The organism is Bacillus sp. WC2507, assembly GCF_052656125.1.
On record NZ_JBQXPN010000001.1, the window covers coordinates 1,791,969 to 1,808,621 of the forward strand.

Annotated in this window: 14 protein-coding genes; all 14 read left to right on the forward strand. The window is 38.4% G+C overall.

Features of this window, described 5'->3' with window-relative positions:
• Positions 1-29: 29 nt before the first annotated feature.
• The 14 genes from ileS2 to pyrE all read left to right on the forward strand — a co-directional run bounded on the left by ileS2 (position 30) and on the right by pyrE (position 16,617).
• A complete protein-coding gene (ileS2, locus tag ACUN28_RS09700; protein ID WP_016086565.1) occupies positions 30-2,795 on the forward strand; it encodes an isoleucine--tRNA ligase in 2,766 nt (921 codons plus the stop codon).
• Positions 2,796-2,952: 157 nt separating this feature from the next.
• Positions 2,953-3,282 carry a TraR/DksA family transcriptional regulator gene (locus tag ACUN28_RS09705; RefSeq protein WP_016086566.1) on the forward strand — a complete coding sequence of 110 codons (330 nt, stop codon included), beginning with the start codon at positions 2,953-2,955 and terminating at the stop codon, positions 3,280-3,282.
• A 124-nt stretch (positions 3,283-3,406) separates the two neighbouring features.
• The gene (gene lspA, locus ACUN28_RS09710) at positions 3,407-3,865 is read left to right on the forward strand and encodes a lipoprotein signal peptidase LspA (RefSeq protein WP_000642186.1); all 459 of its coding nucleotides are present in this window, start codon (positions 3,407-3,409) and stop codon (positions 3,863-3,865) included.
• Between the two features lie 4 nt (positions 3,866-3,869).
• A complete protein-coding gene (locus tag ACUN28_RS09715; protein WP_016086567.1) occupies positions 3,870-4,778 on the forward strand; it encodes an RluA family pseudouridine synthase in 909 nt (302 codons plus the stop codon).
• Positions 4,779-4,982: 204 nt separating this feature from the next.
• Positions 4,983-5,525, forward strand: a complete 543-nt coding sequence (pyrR, locus tag ACUN28_RS09720; RefSeq protein WP_001156490.1) for a bifunctional pyrimidine operon transcriptional regulator/uracil phosphoribosyltransferase — start codon at positions 4,983-4,985, stop codon at positions 5,523-5,525.
• Between the two features lie 146 nt (positions 5,526-5,671).
• On the forward strand, positions 5,672-6,955 hold the full coding sequence (uraA, locus tag ACUN28_RS09725) for a uracil permease (protein WP_016086568.1): 1,284 nt from the start codon (positions 5,672-5,674) through the stop codon (positions 6,953-6,955).
• 148 nt (positions 6,956-7,103) lie between these two features.
• The gene (pyrB, locus tag ACUN28_RS09730; RefSeq protein ID WP_016086569.1) at positions 7,104-8,018 is read left to right on the forward strand and encodes an aspartate carbamoyltransferase; all 915 of its coding nucleotides are present in this window, start codon (positions 7,104-7,106) and stop codon (positions 8,016-8,018) included.
• Positions 8,002-9,288 carry a dihydroorotase gene (gene pyrC, locus ACUN28_RS09735; RefSeq protein ID WP_016086570.1) on the forward strand — a complete coding sequence of 429 codons (1,287 nt, stop codon included), beginning with the start codon at positions 8,002-8,004 and terminating at the stop codon, positions 9,286-9,288. Before pyrB ends, pyrC begins: the two co-directional genes overlap by 17 nt.
• Positions 9,285-10,382 (forward strand): carbamoyl phosphate synthase small subunit, encoded by a 1,098-nt coding sequence (locus ACUN28_RS09740; RefSeq protein ID WP_000828669.1) that lies wholly within the window; start codon positions 9,285-9,287, stop codon positions 10,380-10,382. The genes pyrC and ACUN28_RS09740 overlap by 4 nt, the downstream gene beginning before the upstream one ends.
• Positions 10,367-13,585 (forward strand): carbamoyl-phosphate synthase large subunit, encoded by a 3,219-nt coding sequence (carB, locus tag ACUN28_RS09745; protein WP_016086571.1) that lies wholly within the window; start codon positions 10,367-10,369, stop codon positions 13,583-13,585. The genes ACUN28_RS09740 and carB overlap by 16 nt, the downstream gene beginning before the upstream one ends.
• On the forward strand, positions 13,582-14,361 hold the full coding sequence (gene pyrK, locus ACUN28_RS09750) for a dihydroorotate oxidase B electron transfer subunit (RefSeq protein WP_016086572.1): 780 nt from the start codon (positions 13,582-13,584) through the stop codon (positions 14,359-14,361). The genes carB and pyrK overlap by 4 nt, the downstream gene beginning before the upstream one ends.
• Positions 14,358-15,287: a dihydroorotate oxidase B catalytic subunit gene (gene pyrD, locus ACUN28_RS09755; RefSeq protein ID WP_001081053.1), complete on the forward strand. Its 930-nt coding sequence runs from the start codon at positions 14,358-14,360 to the stop codon at positions 15,285-15,287. The genes pyrK and pyrD overlap by 4 nt, the downstream gene beginning before the upstream one ends.
• A complete protein-coding gene (gene pyrF, locus ACUN28_RS09760; RefSeq protein WP_016086573.1) occupies positions 15,272-15,988 on the forward strand; it encodes an orotidine-5'-phosphate decarboxylase in 717 nt (238 codons plus the stop codon). Before pyrD ends, pyrF begins: the two co-directional genes overlap by 16 nt.
• Positions 15,985-16,617, forward strand: a complete 633-nt coding sequence (gene pyrE / locus ACUN28_RS09765) for an orotate phosphoribosyltransferase (RefSeq protein ID WP_016086574.1) — start codon at positions 15,985-15,987, stop codon at positions 16,615-16,617. Before pyrF ends, pyrE begins: the two co-directional genes overlap by 4 nt.
• The last annotated feature ends 36 nt before the right edge of the window (positions 16,618-16,653 follow it).

Genomic DNA, 16,653 nt, shown 5'->3' on the forward strand with positions numbered 1-16,653 from the left:
TCTTTTATACATGTAAGGAGGAATTGAGCATGGAGTACAAAAATACATTACTAATGCCAAAAACAGAGTTCCCAATGCGTGGGAATTTACCAAAACGTGAGCCTGCGATGCAAGAAAACTGGGCTGAAATGAATATTTATGAAAAGGTACAAGAACATACGAAAGGTCGTCCTTTATTTGTACTGCATGATGGACCTCCATATGCGAATGGTGACATTCATATGGGGCATGCATTAAATAAAGTGTTAAAAGACTTTATTGTTCGTTATAAATCAATGACTGGTTACTGTGCACCATATGTACCAGGTTGGGATACACATGGTTTACCAATTGAGCAAGCTTTAACAAATAAAGGTGTAAAGCGTAAAGAAATGACAGTTGCTGAGTTCCGTAAGCTATGTGCAGAGTATGCATATGAACAAGTAGAACGTCAACGTGAACAATTTAAGCGTTTAGGTGTACGTGCTGATTGGGATAACCCATATATTACTTTAGAGCCAGCTTATGAAGCACAACAAATTAAAGTATTTGGTGATATGGCGAAAAAAGGTTATATCTATAAAGGGCAAAAACCAGTTTACTGGTCTCCAACAAGTGAATCAGCTTTAGCAGAAGCTGAAATTGAATATCAAGATAAAAAATCAGCATCTATTTACGTAGCATTCCCTGTAAAAGACGGAAAGAACGTATTAGAAGGTGATGAGAAATACATTATCTGGACAACAACACCTTGGACGTTACCTGCAAACTTAGGTATTTCTGTTCACCCAGAACTTGAATACTCTATTATAAAAGTAAATGGTGAAAAATATATTATTGCTTCTGAACTATTTGAGACAGTTGCAAAAACGTTAGAGTGGGAAAATGCTGAAGTTGTGAAAACGGTAAAAGGTAGCGAACTTGAGTATACAGTTGCAAAACATCCATTCTACGATCGTGATTCATTAGTTATGCTAGGAGATCACGTAACAACAGATGCAGGTACAGGTTGTGTTCATACAGCACCAGGACACGGGGAAGATGACTTCGTTGTTGGTAAAAAGTATGGATTAGAAGTACTTTGCCCAGTTGATGATAAAGGTGTATTAACAGAGGAAGCGCCTGGATTTGAAGGCTTATTCTATGATAAAGCTAACAAGCCAATTACAGAAAAATTAGAAGAAGTAGGCGCGTTACTGAAACTAACATTCATTACGCATTCATACCCACATGATTGGAGAACAAAAAAACCAATTATTTTCCGTGCGACAGCACAGTGGTTTGCATCTATTGAAGCATTCCGTAAAGAGTTATTAGAAGCTGTTGCGGAAACAAAATGGGTACCAGCATGGGGAGAAACTCGTCTTCATAATATGGTTCGTGACCGTGGTGACTGGTGTATTTCTCGTCAGCGTGCATGGGGTGTGCCAATTCCTGTATTCTATGCAGAGAATGGTGATCCAATTATTACGGATGAAACAATTAATCATGTAGCAGATTTATTCCGTGAGCACGGTTCTAACGTATGGTTCGAGCGTGAAGCGAAAGATCTATTACCAGAAGGATTTACACATCCAGGTAGCCCAAATGGTGAATTCCGTAAAGAAACAGACATCATGGATGTATGGTTCGATTCAGGTTCTTCTCACCAAGCGGTATTAGAAGAGCGCGAAGATTTACAACGTCCAGCTGATTTATATTTAGAAGGATCTGACCAGTATCGTGGTTGGTTTAACTCTTCATTATCAACAGCGGTTGCTGTAACAGGTAAAGCTCCATATAAAGGCGTACTAAGCCATGGTTTCGTATTAGATGGTGAAGGACGTAAAATGAGTAAGTCGATTGGAAACATCGTCGTACCGAAGAAAATTATGGATCAATTAGGTGGAGATATTTTACGCTTATGGGTATCTTCTGTTGACTATCAATCTGATGTACGTATTTCAGATGATATTTTAAAACAAGTAGCAGAAGTATATCGTAAAATCCGTAACACATTCCGTTTCTTATTAGGAAACTTAGATGACTTTAAACCAAGTGAAAATACAGTAGCTGTAGCTGAACTTCGTGAAGTAGATCGTTACATGTTAGTGAAATTAAATGACTTAATTACAAAAGTAAAAGAAGCATATGAAACATACGACTTCGCTGCTGTGTATCATGCAATTCATAACTTCTGTACAATTGATTTAAGTTCATTCTACTTAGACTTTGCAAAAGACATTTTATACATTGAAGGTGCAAACCATGAAGATCGTCGTGCAATTCAAACTGTATTATATGATGTTCTTGTTGCATTGACGAAACTTGTAACTCCAATCTTACCGCATACAGCTGATGAAGTATGGCCATATATTCCAGGTGTAACAGAAGAAAGTGTACAATTAACTAATATGCCAGAAGCTGTAGAATTAGATGGTGCGGAAGCATTAAAAACAAAATGGGATGCATTTATGACATTGCGTGATGACGTATTAAAAGCGTTAGAAGTAGCTCGTAATGAAAAAGTAATCGGTAAGTCATTAAATGCAAGTATTACGCTATATCCAACTGCAGAAATGAAAGCTATGTTAGAGTCTATTAGCGAAGACTTGAAGCAATTATTCATCGTTTCTGAGTATAAACTTGGTGGCATGATGGAAGAAGCGCCAGCAGATGCGCCGAAGTATGAGCATACAGCGGTCGTTGTTACTCAAGCAACTGGTGAAACATGTGAACGTTGTTGGGTAGTTTCAGAAACAATTGGTAAAGATGCTGAACATGAAACATTATGTGAGCGTTGTGCAACAGTTGTTAAAGAAAACTATGTAAAATAATAAAAAAACTGACTGTGCGTAAGTGCAGTCAGTTTTTTTATTGATGATATATTAAAATGACTTTCACTCTCTTTCCTATGAAGGAAAAATGTGTGTGAGGTAAGCATAGAAATTTCGGACACACTAATCGTACATTGCAGCTGGGAGGAATGTACACGTGAATGAAATGTATATGGAAATAAAAGAAGAATTGCAATTGATGCGAAAAGAGTTACAAGAGAGGCTAGCTAAAGAGGTCATGCACAAATATGATACAGAGTTTAGCGAAGAGCTTGGATATGAAATGAAGGAAGAGATAAAGAAAAAACTCCTATTACATGATATAAAAGAGGACTTAAAAGATGTAGAACGTGCATTATTTAAAATGGAAATAGATATGTATGGTATTTGTGAAGAAACAGGGAGAGTAATTTCGGTAAAACAAATGAAAACGATGCCGACTGCCCGTACCATTCATGAATTTTTTTATGAAAAAGTAAATGTATGAATGTGCACAACGATATTATATTACCTTTTTTTAATTTATTTTATTCTTCTATAAAGGTTCATTGTGAAAAGGTTGCAGCTATGCTAAAATTTTGAGGTACACTGTCTTTGTGGGGGAAATGAAAATGATATATTATGTAATAGCGTTATTTGTCATTGCCATCGATCAAATATCGAAATGGCTAATTGTAAAGAACATGGAATTGGGTACGAGCATTCCGATTATCGATAATGTATTATACATAACATCACATCGAAATAGAGGAGCTGCCTGGGGGATTTTAGAAAATAAAATGTGGTTCTTCTACATTATTACAGTCGTTTTTGTAGTATTTATCGTAATTTATATGCAAAAATATGCGAAAACAGACAAACTTCTAGGGATTTCATTAGGTCTAATATTAGGCGGAGCAATTGGTAATTTCATTGATCGTGTATTTAGACAAGAAGTAGTGGATTTCATTCACGTGTATATTTTCTCGTACAACTATCCAGTATTTAATATAGCTGATTCAGCATTATGTATTGGTGTTGTATTAATTATTATTCAAACATTATTAGAAGGCAAGAAAACGAAGGAGTAATTGAATGAGTGAAGTAGTACAAGTAACAGTTGCAGAAGAACAAAAAAGCGAGCGAATTGATAAATTCGTTGCAGAAATAAACAGTGAATGGTCACGTTCACAAGTACAGCAATGGATTAAAGATGGTGTCGTTACAGTTAATGGAAAGTCGGTAAAAGTGAATTATAAAGTTAAAGAAAACGATGAAATTACAGTAACGATTCCTGATCCAGAAGAGTTAGATATCCAAGCAGAAGATATGAGCTTAGAAATTTATTATGAAGATGAAGATGTACTCGTTGTTAATAAGCCACGTGGTATGGTTGTACATCCAGCTCCAGGGCATACAAGCGGTACGCTTGTAAACGGCCTTATGCATCATTGTACGGATTTATCAGGCATTAACGGTGTAATGCGTCCTGGCATCGTGCATCGTATTGATAAAGATACATCGGGACTATTAATGGTTGCTAAAAATGATATGGCGCATGAATCACTTGTAAATCAACTTGTAGCAAAAACAGTAACAAGACGTTACAAAGCGATTGTACACGGTGTGATTCCGCACGATAAGGGAACAATTGATGCTCCAATTGGTCGCGATAAGAAAGAACGTCAAAGCATGACAGTTGATGAAAATGGTAAGAATGCTGTTACGCACTTCCAAGTGTTAGAACGCTTTAAAGATTTTACACTTGTAGAATGTCGCTTAGAAACGGGACGTACGCACCAAATTCGTGTTCATATGAAATATATTGGCTATCCACTTGCAGGAGATCCGAAGTATGGTCCGAAGAAAACATTAGACATGAATGGACAAGCACTTCACGCAGGTATTTTAGGGTTTGACCATCCTCGTACTGGTGAATATATTCAGTTTGAGGCACCGATTCCAGAAGTGTTTGAAGATGCATTAAATATTTTACGGAAATAGTATTGACAAATCATAAAAAAACTGAGATACTGACAACAGTTAAATAATGATCCTTTAACACAGCCCCGTGAGGTTGAGAAGGTAACGGTTTGAAATACATAGGGTATGCTGTACCCTTTTTCAAAAGTCCTCTCGCACACGCTGAGAGGACTTTTTTTTATACCATTACTCTCACGCAAGAAAAAAAGCTTGGAGGTGTAGAGCATGCAAGAGAAAGCTGTTGTTTTAGATGACCAAATGATTCGCCGCGCTTTAACACGAATTAGTCATGAAATCGTGGAACGAAATAAAGGTGTCGATAATTGTGTTCTTGTCGGAATTAAAACGCGTGGAATTTTTATTGCACAACGTTTGGCAGAACGAATTGGTCAAATTGAAGGAAAAGAAATGGAAGTTGGAGAGCTAGATATTACGTTATATCGTGATGATCTAACACTACAATCGAAAAATGAAGAACCACTTGTAAAAGGTTCTGATATCCCTGTAGATATTACGAAGAAAAAAGTTATCCTTGTGGATGATGTATTATACACAGGAAGAACAGTTCGAGCAGCAATGGATGCTCTTATGGATTTAGGTAGACCATCACAAATCCAATTAGCGGTTCTTGTTGATAGAGGTCATCGTGAACTACCAATTCGCGCTGATTATGTAGGAAAGAACATTCCAACATCAAGTGAAGAGCGTATCGAAGTTGATTTGCAAGAGACAGATCAACAAGATCGAGTAAGCATATACGATAAGTAAAGCCCTTTTAAATGTAGTCCTGTGAGGCTGCCAAAGGGTCTTGGCTTTCATATGTCAAATTTGGCATACGAAAGTGTAGGACTCTTTGTGCACAGGCACAAAGAGTTTTTTTATTGCAAAGATTTAAACTGAAGGAGGATGTAACAATGGAACAAAAGCCAGTGTTAGACGTTAATGAAGTACCGAAACCGGGAAAATGGTTATTTTTAAGTATACAACATTTGTTCGCGATGTTTGGATCAACAGTGCTTGTTCCGTTTTTAACAGGATTGAATCCGTCAGTAGCATTAATATCAAGTGGATTAGGAACGTTAGCGTTTCTTCTTATAACGAAAGGTCAAGTACCTGCTTATCTAGGATCATCATTCGCCTTTATCGCACCGATTATAACAGCGAAAACCGCAGGTGGACCGGGAGCAGCAATGCTTGGTGGTTTACTTGCAGGACTTGTGTACATCTTAATCTCACTCGGAATTAAGAAATCAGGATCAGAGTGGATTATGAAATTACTTCCGCCAATCGTAGTTGGTCCAGTAGTAATGGTAATCGGTCTAGCTTTAGCACATACAGCGGTGAACATGGCGATGAACGGTGCGGATGGCAAATATAGCTTTACACACTTTTCGGTAGCATTAGTAACATTAGCAATTACAATTATATGCTCTATATTCGGAAGAGGATTTTTCAGTATCATACCAGTGCTACTTGGCATTATCGGCGGATATATCTTCGCTTACTTCCAAGGGCTAGTAGACTTAAAGCCGGTAGCTGAGGCAAAATGGTTTGTTGTACCAGATTTCACAGTACCATTTGTAACATATACTCCGGAGTTTTCATGGAAGATTGTACTCTTGATGGTACCAGTAGCATTAGTAACAATTTCAGAACATATCGGACATCAAATTGTACTTGGAAATGTTATTAAAAGAGATTTAATTGAAAAACCAGGTTTACATCGCTCAATCTTCGGTGATGGAATAGCAACATTGATTGCATCACTTATAGGTGGACCACCGAATACAACGTATGGTGAAAACATCGGTGTGCTAGCAATTACGAGAGCATACAGTGTATACTTATTCATCGGCTCAGCAGTGTTTGCAATCGTATTCGGATTTATCGGTAAGATTTCTGCACTGATTCATTCGATCCCAACACCGGTTATGGGTGGTGTATCAATCTTACTCTTCGGTGTAATCGCATCAAGCGGATTACGCATGATGGTAGATGATAAAACGGACTTAAGTGACAAACGAAACTTAATGATTGCATCAGTAATACTAGTAATCGGTATTGGTGGAGCAGTACTCCATGTAGGAGAATCGTTCCAAGTAGAAGGAATGGCACTAGCAGCAATTGTAGGTGTACTATTAAATCTACTACTACCGGAAACGAAACAAATAAAACAATCTAAGCAGATTGCTTCATAATAATAACCTTTTAATTCAGTCCTGTGAGACCGGAAAGGGTGGCTTCTTTCATGCACCCTAGTCTCATATGACTAGGGTATTTTTATACAAATGTTGTTATAAAAATACAAAAGTGGTAACATAAAAATCAGAAAGATGAGGGATGACGATGAGCCATTTGTTAACGATGAGTGAATTATCGGAAGTAGAAATTTCAGAAATCCTAAAAGACGCAGAAGATTTCGCGAATGGAAAAGAGAGCAAAACGACAGAGCAAACTTTTGTTGCGAACTTGTTCTTTGAGAATAGTACGAGAACGAGATTTAGCTTTGAAGTTGCTGAGAAGAGATTAGGACTTGATGTTTTAAACTTTTCAGCTGATGCATCTAGCGTACAAAAAGGAGAAACTTTATACGATACGATAAGAACACTAGAATCAATCGGAACAAAAGCAGTGGTCATCCGCCATGAGCAAGATCGCTACTTCGATGAACTAAAAGATCAGGTGAATATCCCAATCTTAAACGCTGGAGATGGATGTGGAAACCACCCAACGCAGTGCCTACTCGACCTTCTTACAATTAAACAAGAGTTTGGAAGATTTGAAGGATTGAAGATTGCAATAGTAGGAGATGTTCGTCATAGCCGAGTAGCACGTTCTAATGCAGAAGCATTAACGAAACTGGGTGCAACAATTTACTTTGCAAGTCCAGAAGAGTGGAAAGATGAAGACAGCACATTTGGAACATACAAACCATTAGATGAACTTGTTTCAGAAGTGGATGTAATGATGTTACTTCGTGTACAACATGAGCGTCATGATCATTATGAAACAGACATTATGAAAGAGTATCATGAGAAACACGGATTAACAGTGGAAAGAGAAAAGCGTATGAAAGAAGGAAGCATTATTATGCATCCAGCTCCTGTAAACCGTGATGTTGAAATTGCAAGTGAACTTGTTGAGTGTGAGCGTTCACGCATATTTAAACAAATGGAAAATGGAGTTTACGTAAGAATGGCTGTACTAAAACGCGCCTTACCAAATGTATTAGGAGGAATGAAACATGAATTACTTGTTTAAAAATGGTCGTTATATGAATGAAGAAGGAAAAATCGTAGCAACAGATCTTCTCGTACAAGACGGTAAAATCGCTAAGGTAGCAGAAAATATTACGGCAGATAATGCTGAAGTAATCGATGTGAACGGAAAGTTAATCGCACCTGGATTAGTAGATGTACACGTACATCTTCGTGAACCAGGTGGTGAACATAAAGAAACAATTGAAACAGGTACACTAGCAGCGGCAAAAGGTGGATTCACTACAATTTGTGCAATGCCAAATACACGCCCAGTACCAGATTGCAGAGAACATATGGAAGACTTGCAAAATCGTATTAAAGAAAAAGCGCATGTTAACGTACTACCATACGGAGCAATTACAGTACGCCAAGCGGGTTCTGAAATGACAGATTTCGAAACATTAAAAGAACTTGGAGCATTTGCTTTCACTGATGACGGTGTAGGCGTACAAGATGCTAGCATGATGTTAGCTGCTATGAAGCGTGCAGCGAAATTAAATATGGCAGTAGTTGCGCACTGTGAAGAGAATACTCTTATTAATAAAGGTTGTGTACATGAAGGGAAGTTTTCTGAGAAACACGGATTAAACGGTATCCCATCAGTATGTGAATCTGTACATATTGCAAGGGATATACTGCTTGCTGAAGCGGCAGATTGTCACTATCACGTATGTCACGTAAGTACGAAAGGCTCTGTACGCGTAATTCGTGATGCGAAACGAGCTGGAATTAAAGTAACAGCAGAGGTAACACCTCATCACCTAGTGTTATGTGAAGATGATATCCCATCGGCTGATCCTAACTTTAAAATGAACCCACCGCTTCGTGGAAAAGACGATCATGCAGCATTAATTGAAGGATTACTAGATGGAACAATCGATATGATTGCAACTGACCATGCACCGCATACAGCGGAAGAGAAAGCACAAGGAATTGAAAGAGCACCATTCGGAATTACTGGTTTTGAAACAGCATTCCCGCTTCTATACACAAACCTTGTGAAAAAAGGGATTATTACACTAGAGCAGTTAATTCAATTCTTAACAGAAAAGCCAGCTGATACATTCGGCTTAGAAGCAGGTCGCCTGAAAGAAGGTAGAACAGCTGATATTACAATCATTGATTTAGAACAAGAAGAAGAGATTGACCCAACAACATTCGTATCAAAAGGAAAAAATACACCATTCGCAGGTTGGAAATGCCAAGGATGGCCGGTAATGACAATCGTTGGTGGTAAGATCGCATGGCAAAAGGAGAGTGCATTAGTATGAAAAGACAACTTATCTTAGAAGATGGAACAGTATTAATTGGAAAAGGTTTCGGAGGAGAAATTGAAAAGTCAGGTGAGGTTGTATTCACAACAGGAATGACTGGATATCAAGAAACATTATCTGATCCATCATATTGCGGTCAAATCGTAACATTCACGTACCCATTAATTGGAAACTACGGTATCAACCGTGACGATTTTGAATCGATTCACCCATCTGTAAATGGTTTAATCGTAAACGAAATTTGTGATCACCCATCAAACTTCCGTAATGAAATTTCGTTAAATGATTACTTAAAAGAAAGAAACATCCCAGGCTTAGCAGGAATTGATACAAGAAAATTAACGAGAAAAATTCGTCAATACGGTACATTACGTGGACGTCTATGTAACATGGATGCAGATGTAGAATACATCGTGAGCCAATTAAAAGCGACAGTATTTACAGATCACGTGAAACGCGTATCAACGAAAGATCCATACCCAAGCCCAGGCCGTGGACACCGAGTTGTACTTGTAGACTTCGGAATGAAACATGGTATTTTACGAGAATTAAATAAACGTGACTGTGATGTAATTGTAGTACCTTACAATACAACAGCAGAAGAAATTTTACGCCTTAGCCCAGATGGAATTATGTTAAGTAACGGACCTGGAGATCCAAAAGATGTACCAGAAGCAATTGAAATGTTAAAAGACATTATCGGTAAAGTTCCTTTATTCGGAATTTGCTTAGGACATCAACTATTCGCTCTAGCATCTGGTGCGAATACAAGTAAGTTAAAATTCGGTCACCGTGGTTTAAACCATCCAGTAAAACATCTTGCAACTGGAAAAGTAGCAATTACATCTCAAAACCATGGTTATGCAGTAGAAGAAGAATCAGTTAAAAATACAGAACTTGAAATTACACATGTTGCTTTAAATGATGGAACAGTAGAAGGTCTTCGTCATACGAAGTTCCCAGCATTTACAGTACAATATCATCCAGAAGCTTCAGCAGGACCAGAAGATGCAAATGATTTATTCGAAGATTTCTTAGAAATGATTGAAAACTTCAAGAAAGAAGGGGAAGAGTTATGCCAAAACGCCTAGACATTAACACAATTTTAGTAATCGGATCAGGACCAATTGTAATTGGGCAAGCAGCAGAGTTTGATTACTCTGGTACACAAGCTTGTCAATCTCTTAGAGAAGAAGGTTACAAAGTAATCCTTGTTAACTCTAACCCAGCAACAATTATGACAGATACTGCAACAGCAGATAAAGTATATATAGAACCATTAACACTAGAATTCGTAAGCCGTATCATTCGTAAAGAACGCCCAGACGCAATCCTGCCAACATTAGGTGGTCAAACAGGTTTAAATATGGCTGTTGAACTTGCGAAATCAGGCATACTTGAAGAATGTGGAGTTGAAATTTTAGGAACAAAATTATCAGCAATCGAGCAAGCGGAAGATCGTGATTTATTCCGTACATTAATGCAGGAATTAAATGAACCAATTCCATCTAGTACCATTATTCATACGCTAGAAGAAGCACATGAATTTGTAAAAGAAATTGGTTATCCAGTTATTGTTCGCCCAGCATTTACAATGGGTGGAACAGGTGGTGGAATCTGTAGTAATGAAGAAGAATTAATTGAAATTGTATCAGGTGGTTTAAAACATAGTCCAGTGACACAATGTTTATTAGAAAAGAGCATTGCTGGTTGTAAGGAAATTGAATATGAAGTAATGCGTGACTCGAATGATAACGCGATTGTAGTATGTAATATGGAAAATATCGATCCAGTTGGGGTTCATACAGGTGATTCTATCGTTGTAGCGCCGAGCCAAACATTAAGTGACCGTGAGTATCAAATGTTACGAAACACTTCATTACGAATTATTCGTGCATTAGGAATTGAAGGCGGATGTAACGTTCAGCTTGCACTTGATCCACATAGCTTCCAATACTATGTAATCGAAGTAAACCCACGTGTAAGTCGTTCATCTGCACTAGCATCTAAAGCAACTGGGTATCCAATTGCAAAGCTAGCGGCAAAAATTGCAGTCGGTTTAACATTAGATGAAATTATAAACCCAGTAACACAAAAAACATACGCTTGCTTCGAGCCAGCATTAGACTATGTTGTTTCAAAAATACCACGCTGGCCATTTGATAAGTTTGAATCAGCAAACAGAACACTTGGTACGCAAATGAAGGCAACTGGTGAAGTTATGTCAATCGGACGTAACTTAGAGCAATCATTATTAAAAGCGGTTCGTTCTTTAGAACTTGGCGTTTATCACTTAGAATTAGAACATTTAAAAGAACTTGATAAAGAAACAATGAAAAAACGCATTATAAAAGCTGATGATGAGCGACTGTTTATTGTAGCAGAAGCAATTCGTCAAGGTGTAACGAAAGAAGAAATCAACGATTGGTGTGAAATGGACTTCTTCTTCTTACAAAAAGTTGAAAACATCGTAAATATGGAACGTGAAGTAAAAGCGAATGTAGGAAATATGGAAGTACTACAAACTGCGAAAGAAATGGGCTTCAGCGATCACTACATTGCAGCAGCTTGGAACAAAACAGAGCGTGAAATTTACGATATGCGTAAAGAAAGCAATATAACTCCTGTTTATAAAATGGTAGATACTTGTGCGGCAGAGTTTGAATCTGCAACACCATACTACTACAGCACATATGGTGACGAGAATGAATCGGTTAGAACAGATCGTAAGAGTGTAGTAGTTCTAGGATCTGGTCCAATCCGTATCGGTCAAGGTGTTGAGTTTGACTATGCAACAGTTCACTCAGTATGGGCAATTAAAGAAGCTGGATATGAGGCAATTATTGTTAATAACAACCCAGAAACAGTTTCAACAGACTTCAGTATTTCTGACAAATTATACTTTGAACCATTAACGATTGAAGATGTAATGCACATCATCGATTTAGAAAAACCAGAAGGTGTTATCGTTCAGTTCGGTGGACAAACGGCAATTAACTTAGCGGCGAAATTAGAAGCACACGGTGTGAAGATTTTAGGAACATCACTTGAAGACTTAGATCGTGCAGAAGATCGTGATAAGTTTGAAGCGGCTCTAACACAGCTTGGTATCCCGCAACCAGTTGGTAAAACAGCAACGACTGTAGAGCAAGCAGTAGCAATCGCTGACAAAATTGGTTACCCAGTATTAGTAAGACCATCTTACGTACTAGGTGGACGTGCGATGGAAATCGTATATCGTCAAGAAGAACTGCTGCACTACATGAAAAATGCGGTTAAAGTTCACGCTGATCACCCAGTATTAATCGACCGTTACATGGTTGGTAAAGAAATTGAAGTAGATGCAATTTCAGACGGTGAGAATGTGTTCATTCCAGGTATTATGGAACATATTGAACGCGCTGGAGTTCACTCTGGTGACTCAATTGGAGTATATCCACCACAAAGCTTATCTGAAAAATTAAAAGAACAAATTATTGAACATACAATTGCACTTGGAAAAGGATTAAACATTGTTGGATTACTAAATATCCAGTTTGTAGTATTCGAAGATCAAGTGTATGTAATTGAAGTAAATCCACGTGCGAGCCGTACAGTACCATTCTTAAGTAAAATTACAGGTGTACCGATGGCGAACGTTGCAACGAAAGTTATTTTAGGGCAAGACCTAGTAGAGCAAGGATACGGAACGGGCTATCACCCAGAAGAGAAAGAAGTATATGTAAAAGCTCCGGTATTCTCATTTGCGAAACTACGCTCAGTTGATACAACATTAGGACCTGAAATGAAATCAACAGGGGAAGTAATGGGTAAAGACTTAACGCTTGAAAAAGCATTATACAAAGGATTAGTTGCTTCTGGAATTAATATCCCAACGCACGGATCAGTAATCATTACTGTAGCTGATAAAGATAAAGAAGAGGCGATGGAAATTGCAAAACGTTTCCACGAAATCGGCTATAACTTATTAGCAACAGCTGGAACAGCACAATCGTTAGAAGAGCAAAATATCCCAGTACAAGTTGTAAACAAAATTGATTCTGAAGACTACAACTTACTAGATATTATCCGTCAAGGAAAAGCACAGTTTGTAATCAATACATTAACAAAAGGCAAACAACCAGCGCGTGATGGTTTCCGCATTCGCCGTGAATCAGTAGAAAATGGCGTGGCTTGCTTAACATCACTTGATACAACGAGAGCAATCTTACGAGTATTAGAATCTATGACATTCTCAGCTCATTCAATGAAAGAAATTACGCAAACAAAGCGTCACGAGGTGGTACATGCATGATGCAAAAGCAAAATATGATCGTCGTTAATCAAAAAGAAATCGCAAAAAACATTTACGAATTAGTGCTTCAAGGAACTTTAGTACAGCAAATGAACGAACCAGGGCAGTTTGTACACATTAAGGTAGCAGAGGGCATTGCGCCCCTTCTGCGCCGCCCAATTAGTATTTGTAATGTAGATCAAGAGAAGAACGAATTTACAATGCTATATCGTGCGGAAGGACAAGGGACAAAAACATTATCAACTAGAAAACAAGGTGAAATGGTAGACGTACTAGGACCACTAGGACACGGTTTTCCTGTAGAAGAAGCAAAAGCTGGTCAAACAGCTTTACTTGTAGGCGGGGGAATTGGTGTACCACCACTTTATGAACTATCACAGCGCCTCGTTGCAAAAGGTGTACGTGTGATTCACATCTTAGGTTTTCAAACGAAAGATGTTGTTTTCTATGAAGAAAAATTTGCAGAACTTGGTGATACGTACGTTGCGACAGTAGACGGTACACACGGTACAAAAGGATTTGTCACAGATGTAATTGATCATTACGGAATAGACTTTGATATTCTTTATTCATGTGGTCCGTTAGCGATGCTTCGTGCATTAGAAGGACGTTACAAAGAGAAAAAAGCCTATATTTCATTAGAAGAACGTATGGGCTGTGGTATTGGAGCTTGTTTCGCATGTGTATGCCACTTACAAGAAGATCCAAGTGGACATTCTTACAAGAAGGTGTGTAGCGACGGACCAGTATTTCCAATCGGGGAGGTTGTACTATGAACAGATTGCAAGTTGAATTACCAGGATTATCATTAAAAAATCCAATTATACCGGCATCTGGATGCTTTGGATTTGGTCGTGAATATGCACAGTTTTACGATTTAAGTGTACTAGGATCAATCATGATTAAAGCGACGACAGAACAACCACGCTATGGAAATCCGACGCCTCGTGTTGCTGAAACACCAGGCGGCATGTTAAATGCAATCGGACTTCAAAACCCAGGATTAGAAAAAGTAATGAATTCTGAATTACCTTTTCTCGAACAATTTGACCTTCCAATCATTGCGAACGTTGCGGGCTCACAAGCTGAGGATTACGTAGCGGTTGCAAAGGAAATTTCTAAAGCGCCTAATGTCCATGCGCTAGAATTAAACATTTCTTGTCCGAACGTAAAAACAGGTGGTATCGCCTTTGGTACAAATCCTGAAATTGCTGCTGATTTAACGAAGCGAGTAAAAGAGGTTTCTGAAGTACCTGTATACGTGAAGTTGTCACCGAACGTGGCAAACATTGTAGAAATTGCAAAAGCGATTGAAAATGCAGGTGCAGATGGTTTAACGATGATTAATACATTGCTTGGTATGCGTCTAGATTTAAAAACAGCTAAACCAATTTTAGCAAACCGTACAGGCGGACTATCAGGACCTGCGATTAAGCCAGTAGCAATTCGTATGGTACATGAAGTAAGTCAAGCGGTTAACATTCCAATTATCGGAATGGGTGGTATTGAAACAGCTGAAGATGTAATTGAATTCTTCTACGCTGGCGCAAGCGCAGTTGCAGTAGGTACAGCGAACTTCATAGATCCGTTCGTATGTCCGACAATTATTGAAGAGTTACCAGCACTATTAGATGAACTAGGATTTGATCACATTTCGGAATGTCAAGGAAGGAGCTGGAAGCAAACATGTCACAGTCGTTAATCGTTGCACTAGATTTTCCAGGGAAACGAGAAGTAGAGAAATTCTTACACCACTTTGAAGGGGAAGAGTTATTTGTCAAAGTAGGTATGGAGTTATTCTACAAAGAAGGCCCTGCGATTATTACGTACTTAAAAGAAAAGGGACATAAGATCTTCCTAGATTTAAAACTTCATGATATTCCGAATACAGTAAAAAGCGCTATGCGTAGCCTAGCTAGTCTAGATGTTGATATGGTAAATGTTCATGCTGCTGGGGGAAGTAGTATGATGAAAGCTGCGATTGAGGGATTAGAGGAAGGTAAGCAAGAAGGAAAAGAGAGACCGATTTGTATTGCAGTTACACAACTAACAAGCACTTCGGAAGCTATGATGAAAAAAGAGATCGGCATTGAGAAAACGTTAGAAGAAGCGGTTGCTCATTATGCAAAATTAACGAAAGAAAGTGGACTTGCTGGCGTTGTTTGTTCAACACTTGAAGTTCCAAAATTACGTGAAGTATGCGGAAATGAATTTGTAACAGTAACACCGGGGATTCGTCTTGCAAGTGATGATGTAAATGACCAGGTGCGCGTAGCAACACCGAAACGTGCGAGGGAACTTGGCTCAAGCTACATCGTAGTTGGACGTAGTATTACAAAAGCAGAAAATCCGCTTGAAGCGTATAAAACAGTAAAACAACAGTGGGAAGGTGTAACAGTATGAAAAAAGAAATCGCATCGCATTTATTAGAAATTGGAGCAGTATTTTTACAACCGAATGATCCATTTACTTGGTCTTCAGGTATGAAATCACCAATTTATTGTGATAACCGTTTAACTTTATCTTATCCAAAAGTACGTCAAGCGATTGCAGCTGGATTAGAAGAGTTAATTAAAGAGCACTTCCCAACTGTAGAAGTTATTGCAGGAACAGCAACTGCTGGTATTGCGCACGCTGCATGGGTAAGCGATCGTATGGATTTACCAATGTGCTACGTACGTAGTAAAGCAAAAGGTCACGGTAAAGGGAACCAAATCGAAGGAAAAGCTGAAAAAGGTCAAAAAGTAGTAGTAGTAGAAGACTTAATTTCAACTGGCGGTAGTGCAATTACATGTGTAGAAGCACTTCGCGAAGCTGGTTGTGAAGTGTTAGGAATCGTATCAATCTTCACATACGAGCTTGAGTCAGGAAAAGAAAAATTAGAAGCAGCAAACGTAGCATCATATTCTTTAAGTGATTACAGTGCATTAACTGAAGTTGCAGCAGAAAAAGGTATGATCGGACAAGCTGAAACGAAAAAATTACAAGAGTGGCGTAAAAATCCAGCTAACGAGGCTTGGGTTACAGCGTAATATGAAAAAAGACGACTGCGGGGGAACGCGGTCGTT

Bases quoted from the DNA above. Each gene is read 5' to 3' on its own strand.
- pyrR (WP_001156490.1), top strand. From the start codon at position 4,983: ATGCAAGAGAAAGCTGTTGTTTTAGATGACCAAATGATTCGCCGCGCT.
- uraA (WP_016086568.1), top strand. From the start codon at position 5,672: ATGGAACAAAAGCCAGTGTTAGACGTTAATGAAGTACCGAAACCGGGA.
- pyrF (WP_016086573.1), top strand. From the start codon at position 15,272: ATGTCACAGTCGTTAATCGTTGCACTAGATTTTCCAGGGAAACGAGAA.
- lspA (WP_000642186.1), top strand. From the start codon at position 3,407: ATGATATATTATGTAATAGCGTTATTTGTCATTGCCATCGATCAAATA.
- pyrE (WP_016086574.1), top strand. From the start codon at position 15,985: ATGAAAAAAGAAATCGCATCGCATTTATTAGAAATTGGAGCAGTATTT.
- ileS2 (WP_016086565.1), top strand. From the start codon at position 30: ATGGAGTACAAAAATACATTACTAATGCCAAAAACAGAGTTCCCAATG.
- ACUN28_RS09715 (WP_016086567.1), top strand. From the start codon at position 3,870: ATGAGTGAAGTAGTACAAGTAACAGTTGCAGAAGAACAAAAAAGCGAG.
- pyrB (WP_016086569.1), top strand. From the start codon at position 7,104: ATGAGCCATTTGTTAACGATGAGTGAATTATCGGAAGTAGAAATTTCA.
- pyrC (WP_016086570.1), top strand. From the start codon at position 8,002: ATGAATTACTTGTTTAAAAATGGTCGTTATATGAATGAAGAAGGAAAA.
- pyrD (WP_001081053.1), top strand. From the start codon at position 14,358: ATGAACAGATTGCAAGTTGAATTACCAGGATTATCATTAAAAAATCCA.
- carB (WP_016086571.1), top strand. From the start codon at position 10,367: ATGCCAAAACGCCTAGACATTAACACAATTTTAGTAATCGGATCAGGA.
- pyrK (WP_016086572.1), top strand. From the start codon at position 13,582: ATGATGCAAAAGCAAAATATGATCGTCGTTAATCAAAAAGAAATCGCA.
- ACUN28_RS09740 (WP_000828669.1), top strand. From the start codon at position 9,285: ATGAAAAGACAACTTATCTTAGAAGATGGAACAGTATTAATTGGAAAA.